The organism is Streptomyces sp. NPDC029292, assembly GCF_055569295.1.
The window spans coordinates 274,772-291,684 of record NZ_JBVHXR010000001.1; the positions used below are offsets into that span (position 1 = coordinate 274,772).

The 16,913-nt window shown below is 69.5% G+C and carries 12 protein-coding genes and 1 pseudogene; 7 read left to right on the forward strand and 6 right to left on the reverse strand.

Annotated elements, in window-relative coordinates:
* Positions 1–389 precede the first annotated feature (389 nt).
* Positions 390–1,052, reverse strand: a complete 663-nt coding sequence (locus ACZ4WS_RS01320; RefSeq protein ID WP_467976091.1) for an O-methyltransferase — start codon at positions 1,050–1,052, stop codon at positions 390–392.
* A 436-nt stretch (positions 1,053–1,488) separates the two neighbouring features.
* On the opposite strand from ACZ4WS_RS01320, the gene ACZ4WS_RS01325 reads away from it, so the two are divergent.
* On the forward strand, positions 1,489–2,907 hold the full coding sequence (locus tag ACZ4WS_RS01325) for an alpha/beta hydrolase-fold protein (RefSeq protein WP_467976092.1): 1,419 nt from the start codon (positions 1,489–1,491) through the stop codon (positions 2,905–2,907).
* A gap of 279 nt (positions 2,908–3,186) precedes the next feature.
* Positions 3,187–3,519, forward strand: a pseudogene (locus tag ACZ4WS_RS01330) (helix-turn-helix domain-containing protein); the annotation flags it as partial.
* A gap of 22 nt (positions 3,520–3,541) precedes the next feature.
* Here the strand turns inward: ACZ4WS_RS01330 and ACZ4WS_RS01335 are convergent.
* A complete protein-coding gene (locus ACZ4WS_RS01335; RefSeq protein ID WP_467976094.1) occupies positions 3,542–4,924 on the reverse strand; it encodes a hypothetical protein in 1,383 nt (460 codons plus the stop codon).
* 818 nt (positions 4,925–5,742) lie between these two features.
* Between ACZ4WS_RS01335 and ACZ4WS_RS01340 the strand changes: the two genes are divergently transcribed.
* Complete coding sequence (locus tag ACZ4WS_RS01340) at positions 5,743–7,179, forward strand: alpha/beta hydrolase-fold protein (protein ID WP_467976095.1); 1,437 nt, start codon at positions 5,743–5,745, stop codon at positions 7,177–7,179.
* A 414-nt stretch (positions 7,180–7,593) separates the two neighbouring features.
* Here ACZ4WS_RS01340 and ACZ4WS_RS01345 read toward each other — a convergent pair whose 3' ends face one another.
* Positions 7,594–9,495 carry an ABC transporter ATP-binding protein gene (locus ACZ4WS_RS01345; RefSeq protein ID WP_467977121.1) on the reverse strand — a complete coding sequence of 634 codons (1,902 nt, stop codon included), beginning with the start codon at positions 9,493–9,495 and terminating at the stop codon, positions 7,594–7,596.
* Between the two features lie 234 nt (positions 9,496–9,729).
* On the opposite strand from ACZ4WS_RS01345, the gene ACZ4WS_RS01350 reads away from it, so the two are divergent.
* The 4 genes from ACZ4WS_RS01350 (at position 9,730) to ACZ4WS_RS01365 (ending at position 12,745) form a co-directional block, all read left to right on the forward strand.
* Entirely contained in the window at positions 9,730–10,659 is a 930-nt protein-coding gene (locus ACZ4WS_RS01350) for a lysylphosphatidylglycerol synthase transmembrane domain-containing protein (RefSeq protein WP_467977123.1), read from the forward strand.
* A 68-nt stretch (positions 10,660–10,727) separates the two neighbouring features.
* Positions 10,728–10,958 (forward strand): hypothetical protein, encoded by a 231-nt coding sequence (locus tag ACZ4WS_RS01355; RefSeq protein WP_467976097.1) that lies wholly within the window; start codon positions 10,728–10,730, stop codon positions 10,956–10,958.
* A gap of 441 nt (positions 10,959–11,399) precedes the next feature.
* Positions 11,400–11,774: a hypothetical protein gene (locus ACZ4WS_RS01360; RefSeq protein WP_467976099.1), complete on the forward strand. Its 375-nt coding sequence runs from the start codon at positions 11,400–11,402 to the stop codon at positions 11,772–11,774.
* A gap of 188 nt (positions 11,775–11,962) precedes the next feature.
* Positions 11,963–12,745 (forward strand): crotonase/enoyl-CoA hydratase family protein, encoded by a 783-nt coding sequence (locus tag ACZ4WS_RS01365; protein WP_467976101.1) that lies wholly within the window; start codon positions 11,963–11,965, stop codon positions 12,743–12,745.
* Here the strand turns inward: ACZ4WS_RS01365 and ACZ4WS_RS01370 are convergent.
* The 3 genes from ACZ4WS_RS01370 to ACZ4WS_RS01380 are packed head-to-tail and all read right to left on the reverse strand — an operon-like array spanning position 12,732 to position 16,812.
* Entirely contained in the window at positions 12,732–13,991 is a 1,260-nt protein-coding gene (locus ACZ4WS_RS01370; protein WP_467976102.1) for an NAD(P)/FAD-dependent oxidoreductase, read from the reverse strand. The two genes, ACZ4WS_RS01365 and ACZ4WS_RS01370, sit on opposite strands and share 14 nt — an antisense overlap.
* Complete coding sequence (locus tag ACZ4WS_RS01375) at positions 13,988–15,376, reverse strand: FAD-dependent oxidoreductase (protein WP_467976104.1); 1,389 nt, start codon at positions 15,374–15,376, stop codon at positions 13,988–13,990. The genes ACZ4WS_RS01370 and ACZ4WS_RS01375 overlap by 4 nt, the downstream gene beginning before the upstream one ends.
* Positions 15,373–16,812 (reverse strand): FGGY family carbohydrate kinase, encoded by a 1,440-nt coding sequence (locus ACZ4WS_RS01380; RefSeq protein ID WP_467976105.1) that lies wholly within the window; start codon positions 16,810–16,812, stop codon positions 15,373–15,375. Before ACZ4WS_RS01380 ends, ACZ4WS_RS01375 begins: the two co-directional genes overlap by 4 nt.
* Between the last annotated feature and the right edge of the window lie 101 nt (positions 16,813–16,913).

A 16,913-nucleotide genomic window follows, 5' to 3' on the forward strand; every position in this document is an offset into this window, starting at 1 on the left:
GTGGCCCGGGGCGCCCTCGCAGGTCTGCGACTCCAGGCCCACCTCCGGCAGCCGATCGACGACGTATGCCGCCCCTCCGCACCTCCGGCCCCGGATCCGCGCCGTGGTGGGAGGTGTCGATGCGGATGAGGTCCCGGCAGATCTCGACGACCTCGTCTTCGGAAGCCAGTCTCCGATCGGTTGTCTGCTGCACGTGCTCGTTCACACCGAGGTGCGGCCGGGCCGGCGGTCGGTCTTCGTCACCACGTCTCCAGAGCCGTGCTCTGCCCGGGCGAGACGGGGACCACCACAGGCGGACCAGCTTCGCTTGGCACACCGTCCTACGGTTCATGCCCCACCGGGCAGACGTGGGGAGCCGACGGCCAGAGATGTTCCCTCGTGACACGCACTCAGCCCGCGTTCGTGCCGATTTTCACGGAGAGTTCGGTGGCGCCCTTCAGGGGAAGCGAGAGCGACCTGAAGCCGTTCGCCGGGTCCCGCACGAAGTCGAGGTAGTCCGGCTCGCCGTTGTCGTTCATCACCAGGGCCCCGGCACGCAGCTGAGGGGCGACGATCTCCATCACCTCACGGGCCAGGGTGGGCCTCGCTTCGCCCCGCCATCCGTCGATGAGGGCGAAGTCGACCGGACCGTCGAGGTCCTTGAGGGTCTGGCGGGCGTCACCCACGCGAAGGTCGACGAAGTCGGCCAGACCGGCCTCCGTCAGGTTACGCCGCGCGGTGTCCGCCTTCTTCGCAACAATTTCCGAGCCGATCACCTGCCCACCACCGTTGTCACGTACAGCAGCGGCGAAGTAGATCGTCGACACGCCGATGGAGCTGGCGAAATCGACGACCCGTCGCGCTCCGACGGCCCGGCACAGCAGGTAGATGAGATCCCCCTGGTCAGCGCCGATCGAAAAGCCGAAGTCGGCAAAGGCGTGCGGGTCGCGGGAGCCGTTGGCTCCCCGCCTGCCGGCCGCGGGGGGACGCTGTCGCTCGGCGTGGAGCCGGTCGAGGACGCTCAGGACTTGGGGGTCGAGAAGCGGGCTGACGGCATGCATGTCTCGGAACATCTCCACTCCATGGACGGTTCACCGACCTCCCAGTTAACAATATATCGCTGAACTGTCTAGAGCTATCGTCCAAGCTGGGCATCGCATCTCCCTCGAGACCTGGGGCATGAGCGCTTGAGGCGCGCGCCGAAGCTAACGCAACGAGGCTTTGCGATCGCCCACCCCGCATCCGGGAGCCAATGCTGTGATCACCTGGGAGTTCACTGTCAGTTGAGTAGGTTCACGGCAGATGACCCACAGCTCTCTGCAAAGTTGCGACCCTAAAGTCGCAACCAACGAAGCTCGGTGTCGGCTCGTGAGCCCGGACCCAGGGTCCGGAGCCTCTGGCTGCCAGGGTGCTCAGCGAAGCGCACTTCCCCGCGCACTGCGGCCCTTGAGCACAACGAACGGCATCCCCCGACCGTGACGGTGAACCGTCACCTACGAAGGAGTCTTCTTGATCGACAGGCGCATGTTCGTCGCCGGAGCCGCCGGGGCGGGGGCCCTGGCCTTGGCCGGCTGCTCATCCCAGAGCTCGGCATCCAGCGCCGGTAAAGACTCGGCGACCGGCCACGTCCGGGGCGTCACCGCGATCACGCAGGTTTACGGCGACGGGCAGAAGCTGATCGCGGTAGCGGTCGAGTACGACAGTGCCATCGACAACGCGAAGCTGTCCAAGTCGACGTTCAAGGTCACCGGGCGCACCGTCACGCAGGTCTATGCGAACCAGGCGGCTGCCCTCGCGGATTCCGGCAGGAACGGCCGCTACGTCATCGTCGAGCTGTCTCCCGACGACACGGCGGCGGCGCTGTGGGTGACGCAGCAGGGCTCCGGCTCACCGTCGGGTTCGGCAGCGCCTTCGTCCTCCAGCTCACCTTCGCCCTCGGCCTCCGCCAGTAGCTCGGGTGGCTCCAGCGGCGCGCCGGGGGCGGGAGGGCCCGGGGTCGGCGACAGCACACCGGGCGGAACCATCAAGGCCGCGAAGGCGACGCTGACCCAGAAGGGCACCGTCACCACCACCTCCGGCACCGGCTACCCGCCGAGCAGCACCACGCTGACCACCAGCGCGGTGAAAAACCTGATCGTCGACGACTTCGAGCAGTTCATCTACAAGGACTCCGCGACCGGTCAGACCCTGAAGTACAACCTGTTCATCCCGAAGAACTACGACTCCAGCAAGAGCTACCCGCTGGTGCTGTTCATGCACGACGCCAGCGTCGTCAACGTGGCCACACAGGGTGCCCTGGTGCAGGGCCTCGGCGCGGTGTGCTGGGCGAGCCCGGAGGACCAGGCCAAGCACGAGACCTTCGTCCTGGCACCCGAATACGGTTCCGTGGTGATCGACGACGACTACAAGCCGTCGACCCTCTTCGACGCCACGGCCAACCTCGTCCGCGCCGTCACGAAGAAGTACAGCATCGACACCAAGCGGCGCTACACCACCGGCCAGTCGATGGGCGCCATGATGTCGCTGGGCCTGAACATCAAGTACCCCGACCTGTTCGCCGCCGCGTTCATCGTCGCCGGCCAGTGGCCCTCCGACCAGGTCGCGCCGCTGGCCGACAAGAAGCTGTGGATCGTCGTCTCCCAGGACGACAACAAGGCCTACCCCGGTGAGAACGCCATCACCAAGGTCATCAAGTCCAAGGGCACCAAGGTCGCCACCGCCGTGGTGGACGCCCAGTCCACCACGGCGCAGTTCGCCACCGACGTCCGCCGGGTGGTCGCGCAGAAGGCTCCGGTGAACTACACGCCGTTCCAGGCCGGCACGGTGGTCACCTCCAGCTCCGGCGGCGGCAGCGCCCACATGGCCACCTGGCACCACGCCTACACCATCCCGGGCATCCGAGACTGGATCATGCAGCAGTCCATGTGACGGCCCCATGGGCGGGACGGACCTCGGTGTGGCGTGGCGAGGAAAGCTTGCTTCGCTCCCTGGCCGTTCACGCCGACGTGCTCGGCGGTCTTCAACCGGCCGAGAACTGTACGTATCACCGGATTCAGGTGGTCCTTCATCGCGCAAGCCACGCGGCCTGCGCGATGAAGCGGCGCGACCGTCGCCGCTTGGGCACCGAGGCCGTCCGTGGGTCAACCAGACCATCAAGACTTCCAACAGCGGCGACAACGCCCTGCGCGCGCGGCTCGACCAACACCACCTCTGCGCGGTCGTCCCTGGCGGCTGCCGTCGACGACCTGCTGCCGCACGAACCTCACGATGCGGCAGCTCGCTCCGCTCGCCGGTGTCTCGCCCACGCAAATGTGCCGGGTGATCCAGCGCCTTGGCCCGCTGCCGGCACTTGAGTCGGTCCGCACGCCGACCCATGCCGTCAAGCGATTGTGGACCGTGGACAGCACATGGATCCCGGTTCGCGACCGCCAAGTCCGTGCGTCCTCGCGTAACTGCCCGTTCTCGGCGAATGTGCAGGTCGTCGTCGGGCGTGGCACTCGGAATGCCGCGGACGGCCTGGTCGGCGCCTCGGCGTGGCCGTCCGCGCAAGCCCGGCGCGGCCTCAGCCGCGCAGGGAGTGAAGCATGTCTCCGATCTTGGCCGCGACGGTCTCGGCGGCGCCCTGGGCATACGAGGAGTCCATCGCCTCGTAGGTGATCCGGGCATAACTCTGGGATTCGGCCAGGTTCTTGGCACCGCCCTCCAGCATCGACATCACCGCGGTGTGCGGGAAGGGCGAGTGCCTCTTGATACTCAACGCGGTGTCGGTGGACAGTTCCGGCTCGACCCCGACGAACGCGCCGTCCCCCACCTGGAGGATCCAGATCGGCACGTCGGCCGTACCGGTGGGCGTGAAGTCGTACGACTTGGTCGGGCCGGTCGGGTGGCCGCTCGCCATCGTCTTGACGGTGACGGAGTCCGTGAGCAGGCGCAGCGTCGATCCCGCGCCGCCCCCGGACGCCTTGATGGTCTCGCTGACCCGGACGACCTCGGTGCCCAGGCGCTCGCCCTGCACCGTCAGCAGGAGCCAGCCCGCGTCCTGGGCGTCGACCTGCGACCACTTCTTGTTCTTGTCGATGGTGTACCGCTTCGACCGGAAGGCCGGGGCCTGGTCGCCGCACGAGCCGACGAGGAAGAATCCGACGACGTCCCCGTCGTACTGCTTCTCGACGTGCTGTACGGCGGCGCCGGCCAGGTCGGCGGTGATGGGCAGGTCGCCGTTGGCCATGACCGACTCCATCATGACCGAGGACTGGACGTTGTAGTTCATGAGGACGGCGATCGGGTTGCCGCTCAGGTCGTCGAAGCGGGTGACGCCCACATGCTTGTCGGAGCTACCCGCCTCGCCGGTGCCGAGCCACCAGCCGTCGGCCGTCAGCACGTCCCGGTTGACGTTCACGTCGCACGTGCCGGTCCCGTAGCCGACCCGGGCGGGCTGCAGTGCCTTGACCGCCGCGGCGACCGCAGTCGAGGTCGCCGCCGTGATCTGCTGCACGTACTGAGCGGCGCCGGCGCTGCTCGTGGACGCCTGCACGTGCGGGGCGGAGAACGTGTGCGTCACGGTTACCACGATGTCGGCGGTCGCCACACCGGCCGCCTTGGAGATGACCGTCCGCATCTGCGCGATCGCCTCCGCGCTGATCGATGTCAGGTCCAGCACGGCCAGGGCGACGCGGCGTGCGCCGTTCTCCAGCAGGAGCACCCGCACGTACAGGTCGTCGTGGACGGTGGTGAATTTGTCGAGCGGCAGCAGCGAGGTCGGTATGCCGATGGCGGCCCGGCCTGCCCCCACCTTCAGCCCGGCTTCGGCCGACTTGCCCGTGGCGGCCGAGGCGTCCGACGCCCGCGCCACGCCCGCGCCGCCCGTCATCGCCGCGGCCGTCACTGCCGCGGCGACGGAACCGCTGAGGAACGACCGCCGGTGCATCGGGTCGCTCTGTCGCATGCTCTGATCCTCATTCATCGGCGTCACGGCTGTCTCCTTCACATAGGGAAAATACAGTTAATGAATCCGGTCGATAGCGCATCCCAGCGGACATGAACCGTCCTTGGGTCAATTACCGGTCCTCGTGAATCGAGGCCGTGCCCACTGAAATCTTGGCCGGCTGGTGGACCAGAAAAGGGAGAAAGTTTTTGCGTCGACGCGCCGTGATGGTTGCACCAGTCATCATGAGCGTCAACGCACGTGACGCGTGATCTAAGAATGCACAACCGGAAGGGACGTACACAGAGGGGAAATTTCTGTGTTACCTGTGCGATTCACGCGGCGGCCTTGCGAGGACTTCGGGCCGGGTTCGATGCCGTACCGGCCTCCAGGAGCGGGCGCCGGTGAAACTAGCGCCTCGGGGGTGCTGCGTCGCAGGTCACAACCCCGATCAGCCGTCGTCGCGCGGTCGGCCTCCGCCCCGTGTGCGACAAGGACCCGGATGCGCTTACGGAGGACGGAGCACCGTCGCCGGCCGGAGCTCGCCGCCAACCGAGGTCCTGGCAAGAATTCCGGACATTGAGCGACATAAAGGTCGTCATTTTCTACTGAAGCGCGATTGCTCCGGCTCCGCCGCACCCTTCTACTTCGTCCGGAGGTTCTGCAACAATTCCTCGAGATATCGGAATGGGCTGCGTGCCGCCGTTCCCCGATTCGGCATGGCATGAACGTTCACAGCTATTTCTCAGCTGTTGATACCGGGGCGGTCCGACCGGCCCGGCTCACCCCAACTGCGTGACGAGCGAGGACCGCTCGTGACCACTAAGGAGTCTGCATTGGTGAACAGGCGTAAGTTCATGGCCGGATCCGTGACGGTCGGCGCCATAGCCGTGGTCGGCGGCGCGAGTCTCAGCGAGGCGGCCGAACCGGCAGGGACGGGCTCCGGCGAACATGTCCGGGGCGTCACTGCGATCACGCAGGTTTTCGGCGACGGCCAGAAGCTCGTAGCGGTGGCGGTCGAGTACGACCGTGACATCGCCAACGCGACGCTGTCGACGTCGACGTTCGACGTCACCGGACGGACCGTGACGAAGGTCTACGCGAACAGGACTGCAGAGCTCGCGGAGCACGGGAAGGACGGCCGCTTCGTCATCGTCGAGCTCTCCCCCGACGACACCGGAGCGGCCCTGTGGGTCACGGGACAGGGCGGCGGCAGCGGAGCGAGCGCCACTCCGAGCGCATCGAGCAGCCCCAGCAGTGGAGCGAGCGCTTCTGCCAGTCCTTCTGCCAGTTCTTCGGCCAGTTCTTCGGCCGGGGCCGGCGGGGGGACGGGCGGTCCCAAGGTGGGCGACAGTACTCCCGGAGGAACCATCGTCGAGGCGAAGGCCACGCTGGTCCAGAAGGGCGCCGTCACCCCGGTCCGGGGCGCCGTCTATCCGGGAAGCACCGACATCCTGACCACCGACGCCGTGGTCAACCTGATCGTCGACGACTTCCAGCAGTTCACGTTCAACGACCCCGCGACCGGCCAGACGCTGAACTACAACCTGTTCGTCCCGAAGGACTACAACCCGCGCAGGCGCTACCCGCTCGTGCTGTTCATGCACGATGCCGGCGTCGTCAATGTGGCGACGCAAGGGCCTTTGGTCCAGGGCTTGGGTGCGGTGTGCTGGGCCGGCCCCGAGGACCAGGCCAGGCACGAGTGCTTCGTCCTGGCCCCGGAGTACGGATCGGTCGTCGTCGACGACGACTACGAGCCCTCGACGCTGTTCGACGCCACCGCCAACCTCGTCCGTGCCGTCACGAAGAAGTACAGCATCGACGCCAAGCGGCGTTACACCACGGGGCAGTCGATGGGGGCGATGATGTCGCTGGGCCTGAACATCAAGTACCCCGACCTGTTCGCCGCCGCGTTCATCGTCGCCGGCCAGTGGCCCGCCGAACAGGCCGCGCCCCTGGCGGACAAGAAGCTGTGGATCCTCGTGTCCCAGGACGACACGAAGGCATACCCGGGCGAGAACGCCATCACCGAGGTCATCGAGGCGCAGGGCACCACCGTCGGTACCGCTGTGTGGGACGGCCAGTCCACCCCCGCCCAGTTCGCCGCGGACGTCCGGAACCTGGAGAAGCAGAAGGCCCCGGTCAACTACGTGTCCTACCTGACCGGCACGACTCTGCCGGACGGCTCCACCGGCGGCAGTGCGCACAAGGGCACTTGGGCCACCGCCTACACGATTCCCGGCATCCGCGACTGGATCATGCGACAGTCCCAGTAGGACGTGTCGGTTGTCGGCTTGCGGGGCACAGTCGAAAGTCCCACTGTGTCCCGCAAGCCGTACCGGTGGACAACGGTGGGCCCATCGACCGCACCGAGTATCTGCCGTCGTTGAGCCCTCGCCCGATGTGGACCGCTTCGTCCTGCGACATCCCGGAGAAGAACACGAAGCGGACCCGGTGCGCGGTGACGATGCTGAGGTCTACTCCGTGGCTTGCGAGGAAGTCCCGGGATACCTGGCTGTTGTCGCCGACGAACAGGATGGTCCAGCCGAATCCGTCGCCCAGGGAACGGTTCCCGGCATCCTGCCTGAAGGCGTAGCGAAAGACCTCTTTCGCCGAGCGCGCCCGAAACCCCATTCCGTCACTTCAGGTGGCCACAGACGGTCACAGGGTCACATCGCGGATACCCGTGCCTACGCCACCGCTTCCCCCGCCGCCGCGATCTCCGGCACGCCCTCCCGAGCGGTCTTGAACTGCGTCCGGTACAGCTCCGCGTACCGCCCCTCCGCCGCCAGCAGCTCCTCGTGCGTGCCCCGTTCCACGATCCGCCCGGCCTCCACGACGAGGATCACGTCGGCGGTCCGCACGGTGGAGAGCCGGTGCGCGATGACCACGGCGGTCCGGCCGTCCAGCGCCTCGGTGAGCGCTTCCTGGACGGCCGCCTCCGACGTGTTGTCGAGGTGAGCCGTGGCCTCGTCGAGGATGACGACGCGCTGGCGGGCGAGGAGCAGCCGGGCGATGGTCATGCGCTGGCGCTCGCCGCCGGAAAGCCGGTAGCCGCGCTCGCCGACGACGGTGTCGAGGCCGTCGGGCAGGGAGCGTACGAGGTCTTCGAGGCGGGCGCGGCCCAGCACGTCCCACAGTTCGTCCTCGGTCGCGGACGGACGGGCCAGCAGCAGGTTCGCCCGTACCGAGTCGTGGAAGAGGTGCCCGTCCTGGGTGACCATGCCGAGGGTCTCGCGCATCGACTCGGCGCTCAGGTCACGGACATCGACGCCGCCGATGCGGACGACACCCTCGTCGGTGTCGTACAGCCGCGGCAGCAGTTGCGCGATGGTCGACTTGCCCGCGCCGGAGGAGCCGACGAGTGCGACGGTCTGGCCGGATTCGGCGCGGAAGGAGATGCCCCGCAGGACCTCGGTGCCGCCGCGGGTGTCCAGGGCCGCGACCTCCTCCAGCGAGGCCAGGGAGACCTTGTCGGCGGACGGGTAGGCGAAGCGGACGTCCTCGAACTCCACGGCAGCCGGGCCCTCCGGCACGTTCCGTGCGTCCGGCTTCTCCTCGATGAGCGGCTTCAGGTCGAGCACCTCGAAGACGCGCTCGAAGCTCACCAGGGCGCTCATGACCTCGACGCGCGCCCCCGCGAGCGACGTGAGCGGCGCGTAGAGGCGGGTCAGCAGCAGCGCCAGCGACACGACGGCACCCGGTTCCAGGCTGCCGCGCAGCGCGAACCAGCCGCCCAGCCCGTACACGAGCGCGAGCGCCAGGGCGGAGACGAGCGTCAGGGCCGTGATGAACGCCGACTGCGCCATCGCCGTACGGACCCCGATGTCCCGCACCCGCCGGGCGCGCGCCGCGAACTCGGCGGACTCGTCCTCGGGCCGCCCGAACAGCTTGATGAGTGTGGCGCCGGGTGCCGAGAAGCGCTCGGTCATCCGGGTGCCCATCGAGGCGTTGAGGTTGGCCGCCTCCCGCTGGAGCCTGGCCATCCGGCTGCCCATCCGCCGCGCGGGGATCACGAACACCGGCAGCAGCACCAGCGCCAGCAGCGTGATCTGCCAGGACAGGGTGAGCATCACGGCGAGGGTGAGCAGCAGCGTCACCACGTTGCTGACGACCCCGGACAGGGTGTTGCTGAAGGCGCGTTGGGCGCCGATGACGTCGTTGTTGAGACGACTGACGAGCGCGCCCGTACGAGTACGTGTGAAGAACGCGACCGGCATGCGCTGCACATGATCGAACACAGCCGTCCGCAGATCGAGGATGAGTCCCTCGCCGAGCGTCGCCGAAAGCCAGCGGCCGAGGATCCCGAACGCGGCCTCGGCGAGGGCGATGACGGCGATGAGCACGGCAAGGCGTACGACAGTGCCCTCGTCGCCGTGGGACACGATCGCGTCCACGACGCGCCCCGCGAGCACCGGTGTCGCGACGGCGAGCAGCGCGGTCACCACGCTGAGCACCACGAACTGTCCGATGCGGCGGCGGTGCGGGCGGGCGAAGGCGGCTATGCGGCGGAGCGTCGCGCGGGCGAAGGGCCGGCGCTCCTGCTGCGCGTTCATGACGCTGTGCAGCTGTGTCCAGGCTGTGGTCTCCATGCTCATGAGAGAGACAGTAGGACCTCAAGCAATGTTGAGGTCAATCGTTCGCAGATAGCTCCCTCACCTTGCCCGGCGTGTCAGCCGCCGTCTCCGCGCCCGCAACCCCACGTTGGTGCGGTGTGGAAACCCTCTCCCAATGTGACAGCGGTACGACTTCCCCCAAAACTCTCCAAAGGTCTCCCCAAGGAACTCCCCAAGGAACTTCCCGAAGGACTCCCCAGACGCTTCCCCCTGCGGCCTGCCGTCCGGCCGGTCCTGTGCCTGCTCCCGCTCGCCCTCGTCCTGGTGGTCGGGGTGCGCCACCGGTCCGTGCTCGTGGAGGGCTTCGGTCATCTGGAGACGGCCGAGTGGCCCTGGCTCGCGGCGGCGGCCGTCGCGACCTGCCTGACCTGGGTCGCGGCGGCCTTCACGCGCCAGGGCGCGATCATGGAGCGGCTGCCCGCTCGCCGTCTGCTCGCCACCCAGTTCGCGGCGGGCGCGGCGAATCATCTGCTGCCGACGGGGCTGGGCGCGAGTGCGGTCAATCTGCGGTTCATGACGGTGTGCGGTGTACCGCTGGCCCGTTCCTCGGCCGCGCTCGCGCTGTACATGCTCGCGGAGTCGATCGCCCGCGTGATTCTGCTTGTGTGCCTGCTGATCGCGTTCCCGGGGGCACTGCGGATCGGAAGTCTCCTTCCGGACGGGGCAGTCGGCCCCCTGCTGCTCGGTGCGGTTGTGGTGCTGTGCGCGGCGGTGACGGTTCTCCTTCTCGTACGGCGGCTGCGTACGGCCGTCCGCTCCTTCCTGAGCACCGCGCTCGGCGAGGCACGCTCCGTGCACTCCCGTCCGGCCCGCGCGCTCGCCCTGTGGGGCGGATCGCTCGCCTTCCCCCTGCTCCAGGCGGCCGGACTGGCCGCGGTGGGGCGGGCGTTGGGGTTCCCGGTGCCGCCCGCGCACATGGCGGTCGCGTATCTGGCGGCGACGGCCGCGGTCGCGCTGGTGCCGACGCCCGGCGGGATCGGTTCGGTGGAGGCCGCGCTGGTCGTCGCGCTGGTCGCGGCGGGCGGCCCGGTGGCCGTGGCGACGGCGGTGGTGCTGGCGTACCGGATCATCACTGTGTGGCTGCCGCTGCTTCCCGGAGCGCTGACGCTGGGGGCGCTGGTCCGCCTGAAGGTGATCTGATACTCGCGTGAGACTCCATCGACGCCGGCCAGGGCCTGACCGACCTGTTCGGCATCGCCCAGTACGGCGTGGTCTACACCGGCGGCAAGGGCAAGATCGCCGAGCACGGCGGCTCGCACGCCGACGACCTCGACGTCCCGCTGGTCGTCGCCGGCGCCGCCACCCTGCACGGCGTACGCGTCTGCGGCCCGGTGCGGACCACCCAGATCGCCCCGACGATCCTGCGGCTGCTCGGCCTGAACCCCCAGGCCCTGGACGCCGTATGCAGCGAGCACACCGCGCAGCTGCCGGTGCGCTGACGTCACCGGGTGACGAGGCCGCCAATTACTCAATGGTCAAAGAGAGTTGCGCAGGGCTCCATCGCCGACTTCTCGTGCGACTGGGCACCGATTCGTCCGGTTTGACTTTCATATACCTGTATGCCTAGGTTGGATACAGATCGAAAGAAGCATCCGCCTTTTGCCTGGTGAGAGACGACAGATCTCGGCATCCCGATCGACGACCACCCGGTCGCCGACTGTCCGACGGACGGAACCCCCGCCCGCGGGGTCTGCTGCTTCAGCAGCCCAGGTGGGCCCGATGGTGCGCGTTCAGCGCGTGAAGTCGACGACGGCAACTCCCGTCAACCTCAAGGTCGATATACCGGGCCCTTCGCGAACGTAACGGTGCCTCAGTGCACTGACACCGTCGCGGCCAGGCAGGGCTCGGACCCGTCTTCGCACCCGGAAAGGGAAAGCATCATGCGGGTAACGACATCAAGGGTTTTCCGGCTGTTCGCGACCCTGTTCGCCGCTCTGGCTCTGGCCTTCGGCGGAGCCGGCATCGCCAGCGCCACCAGCAGCTCGCACTCGGACTCGCACTCGTCCGACTTCTGCAACGACAGCTACTGGGGCAGTAACGACTGGCGCGGTCACGACAACAACTGCGGTGACAACAACGACAACGGACGCGGTGACCACGGCGACAACGGACACGACAACGGACGCGGTGACCACGGCGACAACGGACGCGGCGACAACGGTGGCCACGGCAACGGTGACCACGGCAATGGTGGCCACGGCAACGGTGGCCACGGCAACGGTGGTGGCGGGGGCCACGGCGGTGGTGGCCGCTGACGCTTGAGCTTCACGGCGAATACATCGGCAAAGACAGTTGGGAGCCTTCTCCAGTAGTCCCGCGTCGCGACAGCCGCGCGGGACTTCTGGTCGTGCCGCGGACGGCGGAAGCTGCGATGCCCCGGAGTAACCTCGGCGTACGTCGCTCAGGAAAGGGCGAACGCCACTCGGGAGAAGGGGACACCGCGATGCCGGTCCGGATCGAACGTCAGGGATACGTCACCACAGTCGTCCTCTCCCGCCCCGAGGCCCGCAACGCGGTGGACGGTCCGACCGCAGCCGAACTCGCCGACGCCTTCAAGGAGTTCGACGCCGACGAGTCGGCGCGAGTGGCGGTGCTCTGGGGAGAGGGCGGCACGTTCTGCGCGGGTGCCGACCTCAAGGCCATCGGCACCGAACGCGGCAACCAAGTCGCCGAGGAGGGCGACGGCCCGATGGGCCCGACGCGGCTGCGCCTGTCCAAGCCGGTCGTCGCGGCGGTCGCGGGGCACGCCGTGGCCGGAGGTCTGGAGCTGGCGCTCTGGTGCGATCTGCGGGTCGCGGAGGAGGACGCCGTCTTCGGGGTCTTCTGCCGCCGCTGGGGCGTACCGCTCATCGACGGCGGCACGGTACGCCTCCCCCGCCTCATCGGTACGAGCCGCGCGATGGACATGATCCTCACCGGTCGGCCGGTAACCGCCTCCGAGGCGTACGAGATGGGCCTCGCCAACCGCGTCGTCCCGACCGGCCGGGCCCGTGCGGAGGCCGAGAAACTCGCCGCCGCCATCGCCGACTTCCCGCAGGCATGCCTGCGCAGCGACCGCGCCTCCGTCCTCGACCAGGAGGGCCTCGTCGAGACCGCGGCCATGCGCGGCGAACTCCGGTACGGCATGGGCGTGTTGGGCGAGAGCCTGGAAGGCGCCGCCCGCTTCGCCTCGGGAGCCGGTCGGCACGGCTCGTTCAGTGAGATCGGCGAGCTCACTGAGCTGTGACGCGGACGGGTCCCCCGGCGGGATCGACGCCGCCGGCCCAGCGTCCCGTGAGGTGCACGGGGCGATTCGGTCTCGCCGTGCCGAGGAGGCGCTGTCGGTGCAGGACCCGGTCGCCCTGGGTGACGGTCAGGACCGGTCGGGCCAGGAACTCCCTGGTGCGCAGCACGAAGCCGTCGTACGACTGCGGGGGCGCGAGACGGTTCGGGGCGACCCAGCGCAGGGGCGGACCGACGAGGAGCGGAACGGTCGGGGACCAGGCCAGGCCCGCCAGATGATCCCCTACGTGCCGGGCGGCGCGTGCGCCCTCGCGGGCCACGGAGGCGGCACTCTCCACGGCGTGCAGGACGTTGCCCACGGCGAACACGCCCACGCGTGAGGTGCGGAAAGCGCCGTCGACCGCGGGTCCGCGCGTGCCCGTGTCGAGGTCGAGGCCTCCACGCCGGGCCAGTTCGTGGTCCGGCACGAAGTCACCGGTGAAGACGACGGTGTCGCAGACAAGGGTTGTGGTCCGGCCGCCGCTGTGGCGCAGGGCGACTCCGCTCAGGCGTCCGCGTCCCCGCAGCTCGGTGACCGTGGCGTCCGTAAGGAGTGGAATCCCTTTGCCAAGACGGGAGTTGACCGCTTCCAGCAGGGCTCCCTGGTGACGCGGCAGGTCGGTCACCATCGCGGCGACGTCGACTCCGGCACCCAGCAGCGTGTCCACGGCGGCGTAACTCACGGCCTCCGCGCCGACGACGACCGCGCGACTGCCGATGTACTGCCCGTACAGATGGACGGCCTGCTGCAGCTCTCCCGTGGTGAACACTCCGGCGGGTCTCGTTCCCGCCACCAGCCGTGCGCTGCGCGGCCTTTCGCGCGCGCCCGTGGCAAGGACAACGGCGGAAGCGGTGATCGTCTCCGGGCCGTCCGGGCCGACGGTGTCCAGGGCGAGCGGACCGGCGGCGCTCACGGTGTCCCCGGCGGACGGACCGGCGGCACGCACAGCCTCCCCGGCGAACGGACCGGCCCAGTCGAGCGCGGTGACGCCGGTGTGGACGGTGGCTCCGGCCCGGATCGCGGCTTCGACCTGGCGCCTCGCGAAGTCCGGTCCGTCGAACGCCCGGCGGCGGCAGTGCCGAGGCACTCCTCCGGCATCCGACTCGCGCTCCAGCACCTCTACCCGGCCCACTCCCCAGGCGGCCAGCCGTGCCGCGAGCGCGAGGCCGGCGGGCCCCGCGCCGACGACCAGCACGTCCACGTGTCTCATGGCCGCCCCTCGAAGAGCTCGCGTACCGCCGCGCCGCAGTAGAAGCCCTGGCACCGACCGCCCCGCGCCCGGGTCCGGCGGCGCAGTCCGTCGAGGCTGTGCGGCGGGACCGTACCGGCGAGGGCGTCACGGATCTCGCCGCGCGTGACGCGCTCGCAGTGGCAGACGAGGGTGCCGTACTCGGGGTCGGCGGCGATGAGTTCGGGGCGCTGGTAGGGACGCGGGAAGGCCTCGCCGAGGTTGGGCATGCGGACGGGTTCGAGGTCGTCGGGGTCGCCGAGGTCGAGGCCGCATTCGGCGAGGAGTCCGGCGACGTACGTGGCGAGGGCCATGGACGCGGTCAGGCCGGTGGAGCGGATGCCGCCGACGGTCACGTACGCCTGGTCGGGATGGGCGTGGATCCGGTAGTCCTCGTGCTCGGTGGCGGCGCGCAGTCCGGCGTAGACGGCGGTGACCTCCTCGTCGAGCAGTTCCGGCAGGATGCGGCGCCCCTTGTCCCGCAGCAGGGCGATGCCTTCCTCGGACGATCCGGTGGCCGTCTTGTCGTGCAGCTCCTCGGCCGTGGGCCCGAGCAGTACGTTCCCGTACACCGTCGGCGCCACCAGGACGCCCTTGCCGAGCGCCGTCGGGACGGGCAGCAGGATGTGCCGGACCAGCTCGCGGGCGAACTTGTCGAAGACGAGGAGCTGGCCGCGGCGCGGGGTGACGGTGAAGTCGCGGTGGCCGAGCCGCCGGTCGAGTTCGTCGGCGTGCAGACCGGCGGCGTTCACGAGCCAACGGGTGTGCAGGTGTCCCCGCCCGGTTCGCAGGGTCTCGCGATCGGCGCTCTCCGCCCGGCAGTTGAGGTGCAGGTCGACGCCGCCGCGTACCGCCTGCGTCGCGTAGGCGAGAGTCGTGGTCCAGGGGCAGATGATGCTCTCGCCGGGGATGTGGAGTGCGCCGAGCGCGCCGGGCCCGAGGTGCGGCTCGCGGGCGTACAGATCTTCCGGGCCGAGGATCCGGGCCTGTCGGTACTCGTTCTTCTCCGCCTTGGCCGCCAACTCCGGTAGTACGGCGAGCTGTTCACGGTCCCAGGCGACGAGCAGCGCGCCGACGGGTTCGACCGGAATCCCGGACTCGGCCGCGTACGCGGCGAGTTGGCGCGCGCCCTCCCGTACGAGCCGGGCCTCGAGTGAGCCGGGGACGGCGTCGAAACCCGTGTGCAGGATGGCCGTGTTGGCCTTCGACGTGCCCTGTCCCACGTCGTCCTGTGCCTCGACGAGGGCGATGCGCAGCCGACGGTGGCGGGCCAGTTCGCGGGCGATGGCGCAGCCGACGACGCCCGCGCCGACGATCACGACGTCGTACGGCGTCTCCGGCAGCACACCGTGGACGGTGACCGTCATGCGGGTGCCCGGTCGAGCAGGGCGGCGACGGCCGAGCGGAAGGTGGTGAGACGCTCGGCGGCCTCGTCCTCGCTGATGTGTGGCTCGTACACGGCGGAGGGTTTTCCGTTCGGCAGAGCCTCGTCAACGGTCAGCGTGGAGTCGAGGCCGAGCCGGGCGACGGCTCCGACGCCCAGGGCCGTGGCGTCGGGCAACGCCGATACCTCCACGGGGAGTTGGAGCAGATCGGCCTGGGTCTGCATGAGGAGTGCGGAGCGGGTCAGGCCGCCGTCGACGCGGAGGGCGGTGAGCGGTGCGCCGAGGTCGGCGGCGGCCGCGTCGGCGAGTTCGACGACCTGGGCGGCGATGCCCTCGCACAGGGCGCGCACCAGGTGTCCGGGCGTGGTGTCGAGGCCGAGCCCGGTGAGCGAGCCGCGCAGATCGCCACGCCACCAGGGGGCGGCGAGCCCGGCGAGGGCGGGGACGAACGTGACGCCGCCGCTGTCGGGGACCGCGCCGCCGACCGGGTCGAGGTCCGCCGCGCCGGAGATGACGCCGAGGTCGGTGAGCCAGCGGACGGCGGACGCGGCCGTGTACACCTGCCCGTCGAGGCAGTAGCTGGTCCGCCCGGCCAGCCGCCAGGCGACACAGCTCACCAGCCCTGAGGTTCCGCGCCGGGGTGTGGCTCCGGTCTGGGCGAGCAGGAACGCCCCGGTGCCGTAGGTGCACTTGGCGGTTCCCGGCTCGGTCACACGCTGGGCGAGAAGTGCTGCCTGTTGGTCGACCAGCAGACCGGTGAGGGGGATGCCCGGCCCGAATACGGTGGTCGCGCCGATGTGGGTGTCCGCGTCCGCGACGTCCGGCAGCCGTTCGCCGGTCAGCCCGAAGACGTCCAGCGCGGCCGGCGACCACTCCACCCGTTCCAGGTCGAGCAGTTGGGTTCGTCCCGCCGTGGCGGCGTCGGTGACGTACGCGCCGGTGAGCCGGTGCACGAGCCAGGCGTCGGAGGTGGTGACGACGCCGTCCCGGGTGCGGTGGCGGCGTATCCAGGCCATCTTGGGCGCGGCGAAATAGGGGTCGAGGGGCAGCCCGGTGAGGTGCCGCAACTCCTCGGCATGCGGGGCGAGTTCGGCACAGACGCTCTGGGCCCGCCGGTCCTGCCACACGAGCGCGTCGGTCAGCGGCTCGCCCGTCGCCGGGTCCCAGGCGAGGACGGTCTCCCCCTGGTTGGCGAGCCCCACGGCCGCGACGGGCTCGGCCGCCTCCGCCAGCGCGCGACGCCCGGCGCCCACGACCGACTCGTACAACTCGAGCGGATCGACCTCGACAAGTCCGCCGGGCAGATGGCGCGGTCGTACGGGAGCGGTCCCGGAGCCGATCACACCGCGCTCGGGACAGATCACCAGGGCCTTCGTCCCGGACGTCCCCTGATCGATCGCGAGCACCGAACCGGTCATGACCCTCCCTGTGATCACTGGGCGCCACCCTGCTCCAGAGCGCCGCCGATCGTCAAGGGCAGTACCACGCCCTGACCGTGAACTCGTTTGATCCACAAGGG

Excerpts from the sequence above, each read along its gene's own strand:
- ACZ4WS_RS01380 (WP_467976105.1), bottom strand. The coding sequence starts at position 16,812 with ATGACCGGTTCGGTGCTCGCGATCGATCAGGGGACGTCCGGGACGAAG.
- ACZ4WS_RS01375 (WP_467976104.1), bottom strand. The coding sequence starts at position 15,376 with ATGACGGTCACCGTCCACGGTGTGCTGCCGGAGACGCCGTACGACGTC.
- ACZ4WS_RS01335 (WP_467976094.1), bottom strand. The coding sequence starts at position 4,924 with ATGCGACAGAGCGACCCGATGCACCGGCGGTCGTTCCTCAGCGGTTCC.
- ACZ4WS_RS01345 (WP_467977121.1), bottom strand. The coding sequence starts at position 9,495 with ATGGAGACCACAGCCTGGACACAGCTGCACAGCGTCATGAACGCGCAG.
- ACZ4WS_RS01320 (WP_467976091.1), bottom strand. The coding sequence starts at position 1,052 with ATGTTCCGAGACATGCATGCCGTCAGCCCGCTTCTCGACCCCCAAGTC.
- ACZ4WS_RS01370 (WP_467976102.1), bottom strand. The coding sequence starts at position 13,991 with ATGAGACACGTGGACGTGCTGGTCGTCGGCGCGGGGCCCGCCGGCCTC.
- ACZ4WS_RS01360 (WP_467976099.1), top strand. The coding sequence starts at position 11,400 with ATGCGGGTAACGACATCAAGGGTTTTCCGGCTGTTCGCGACCCTGTTC.
- ACZ4WS_RS01365 (WP_467976101.1), top strand. The coding sequence starts at position 11,963 with ATGCCGGTCCGGATCGAACGTCAGGGATACGTCACCACAGTCGTCCTC.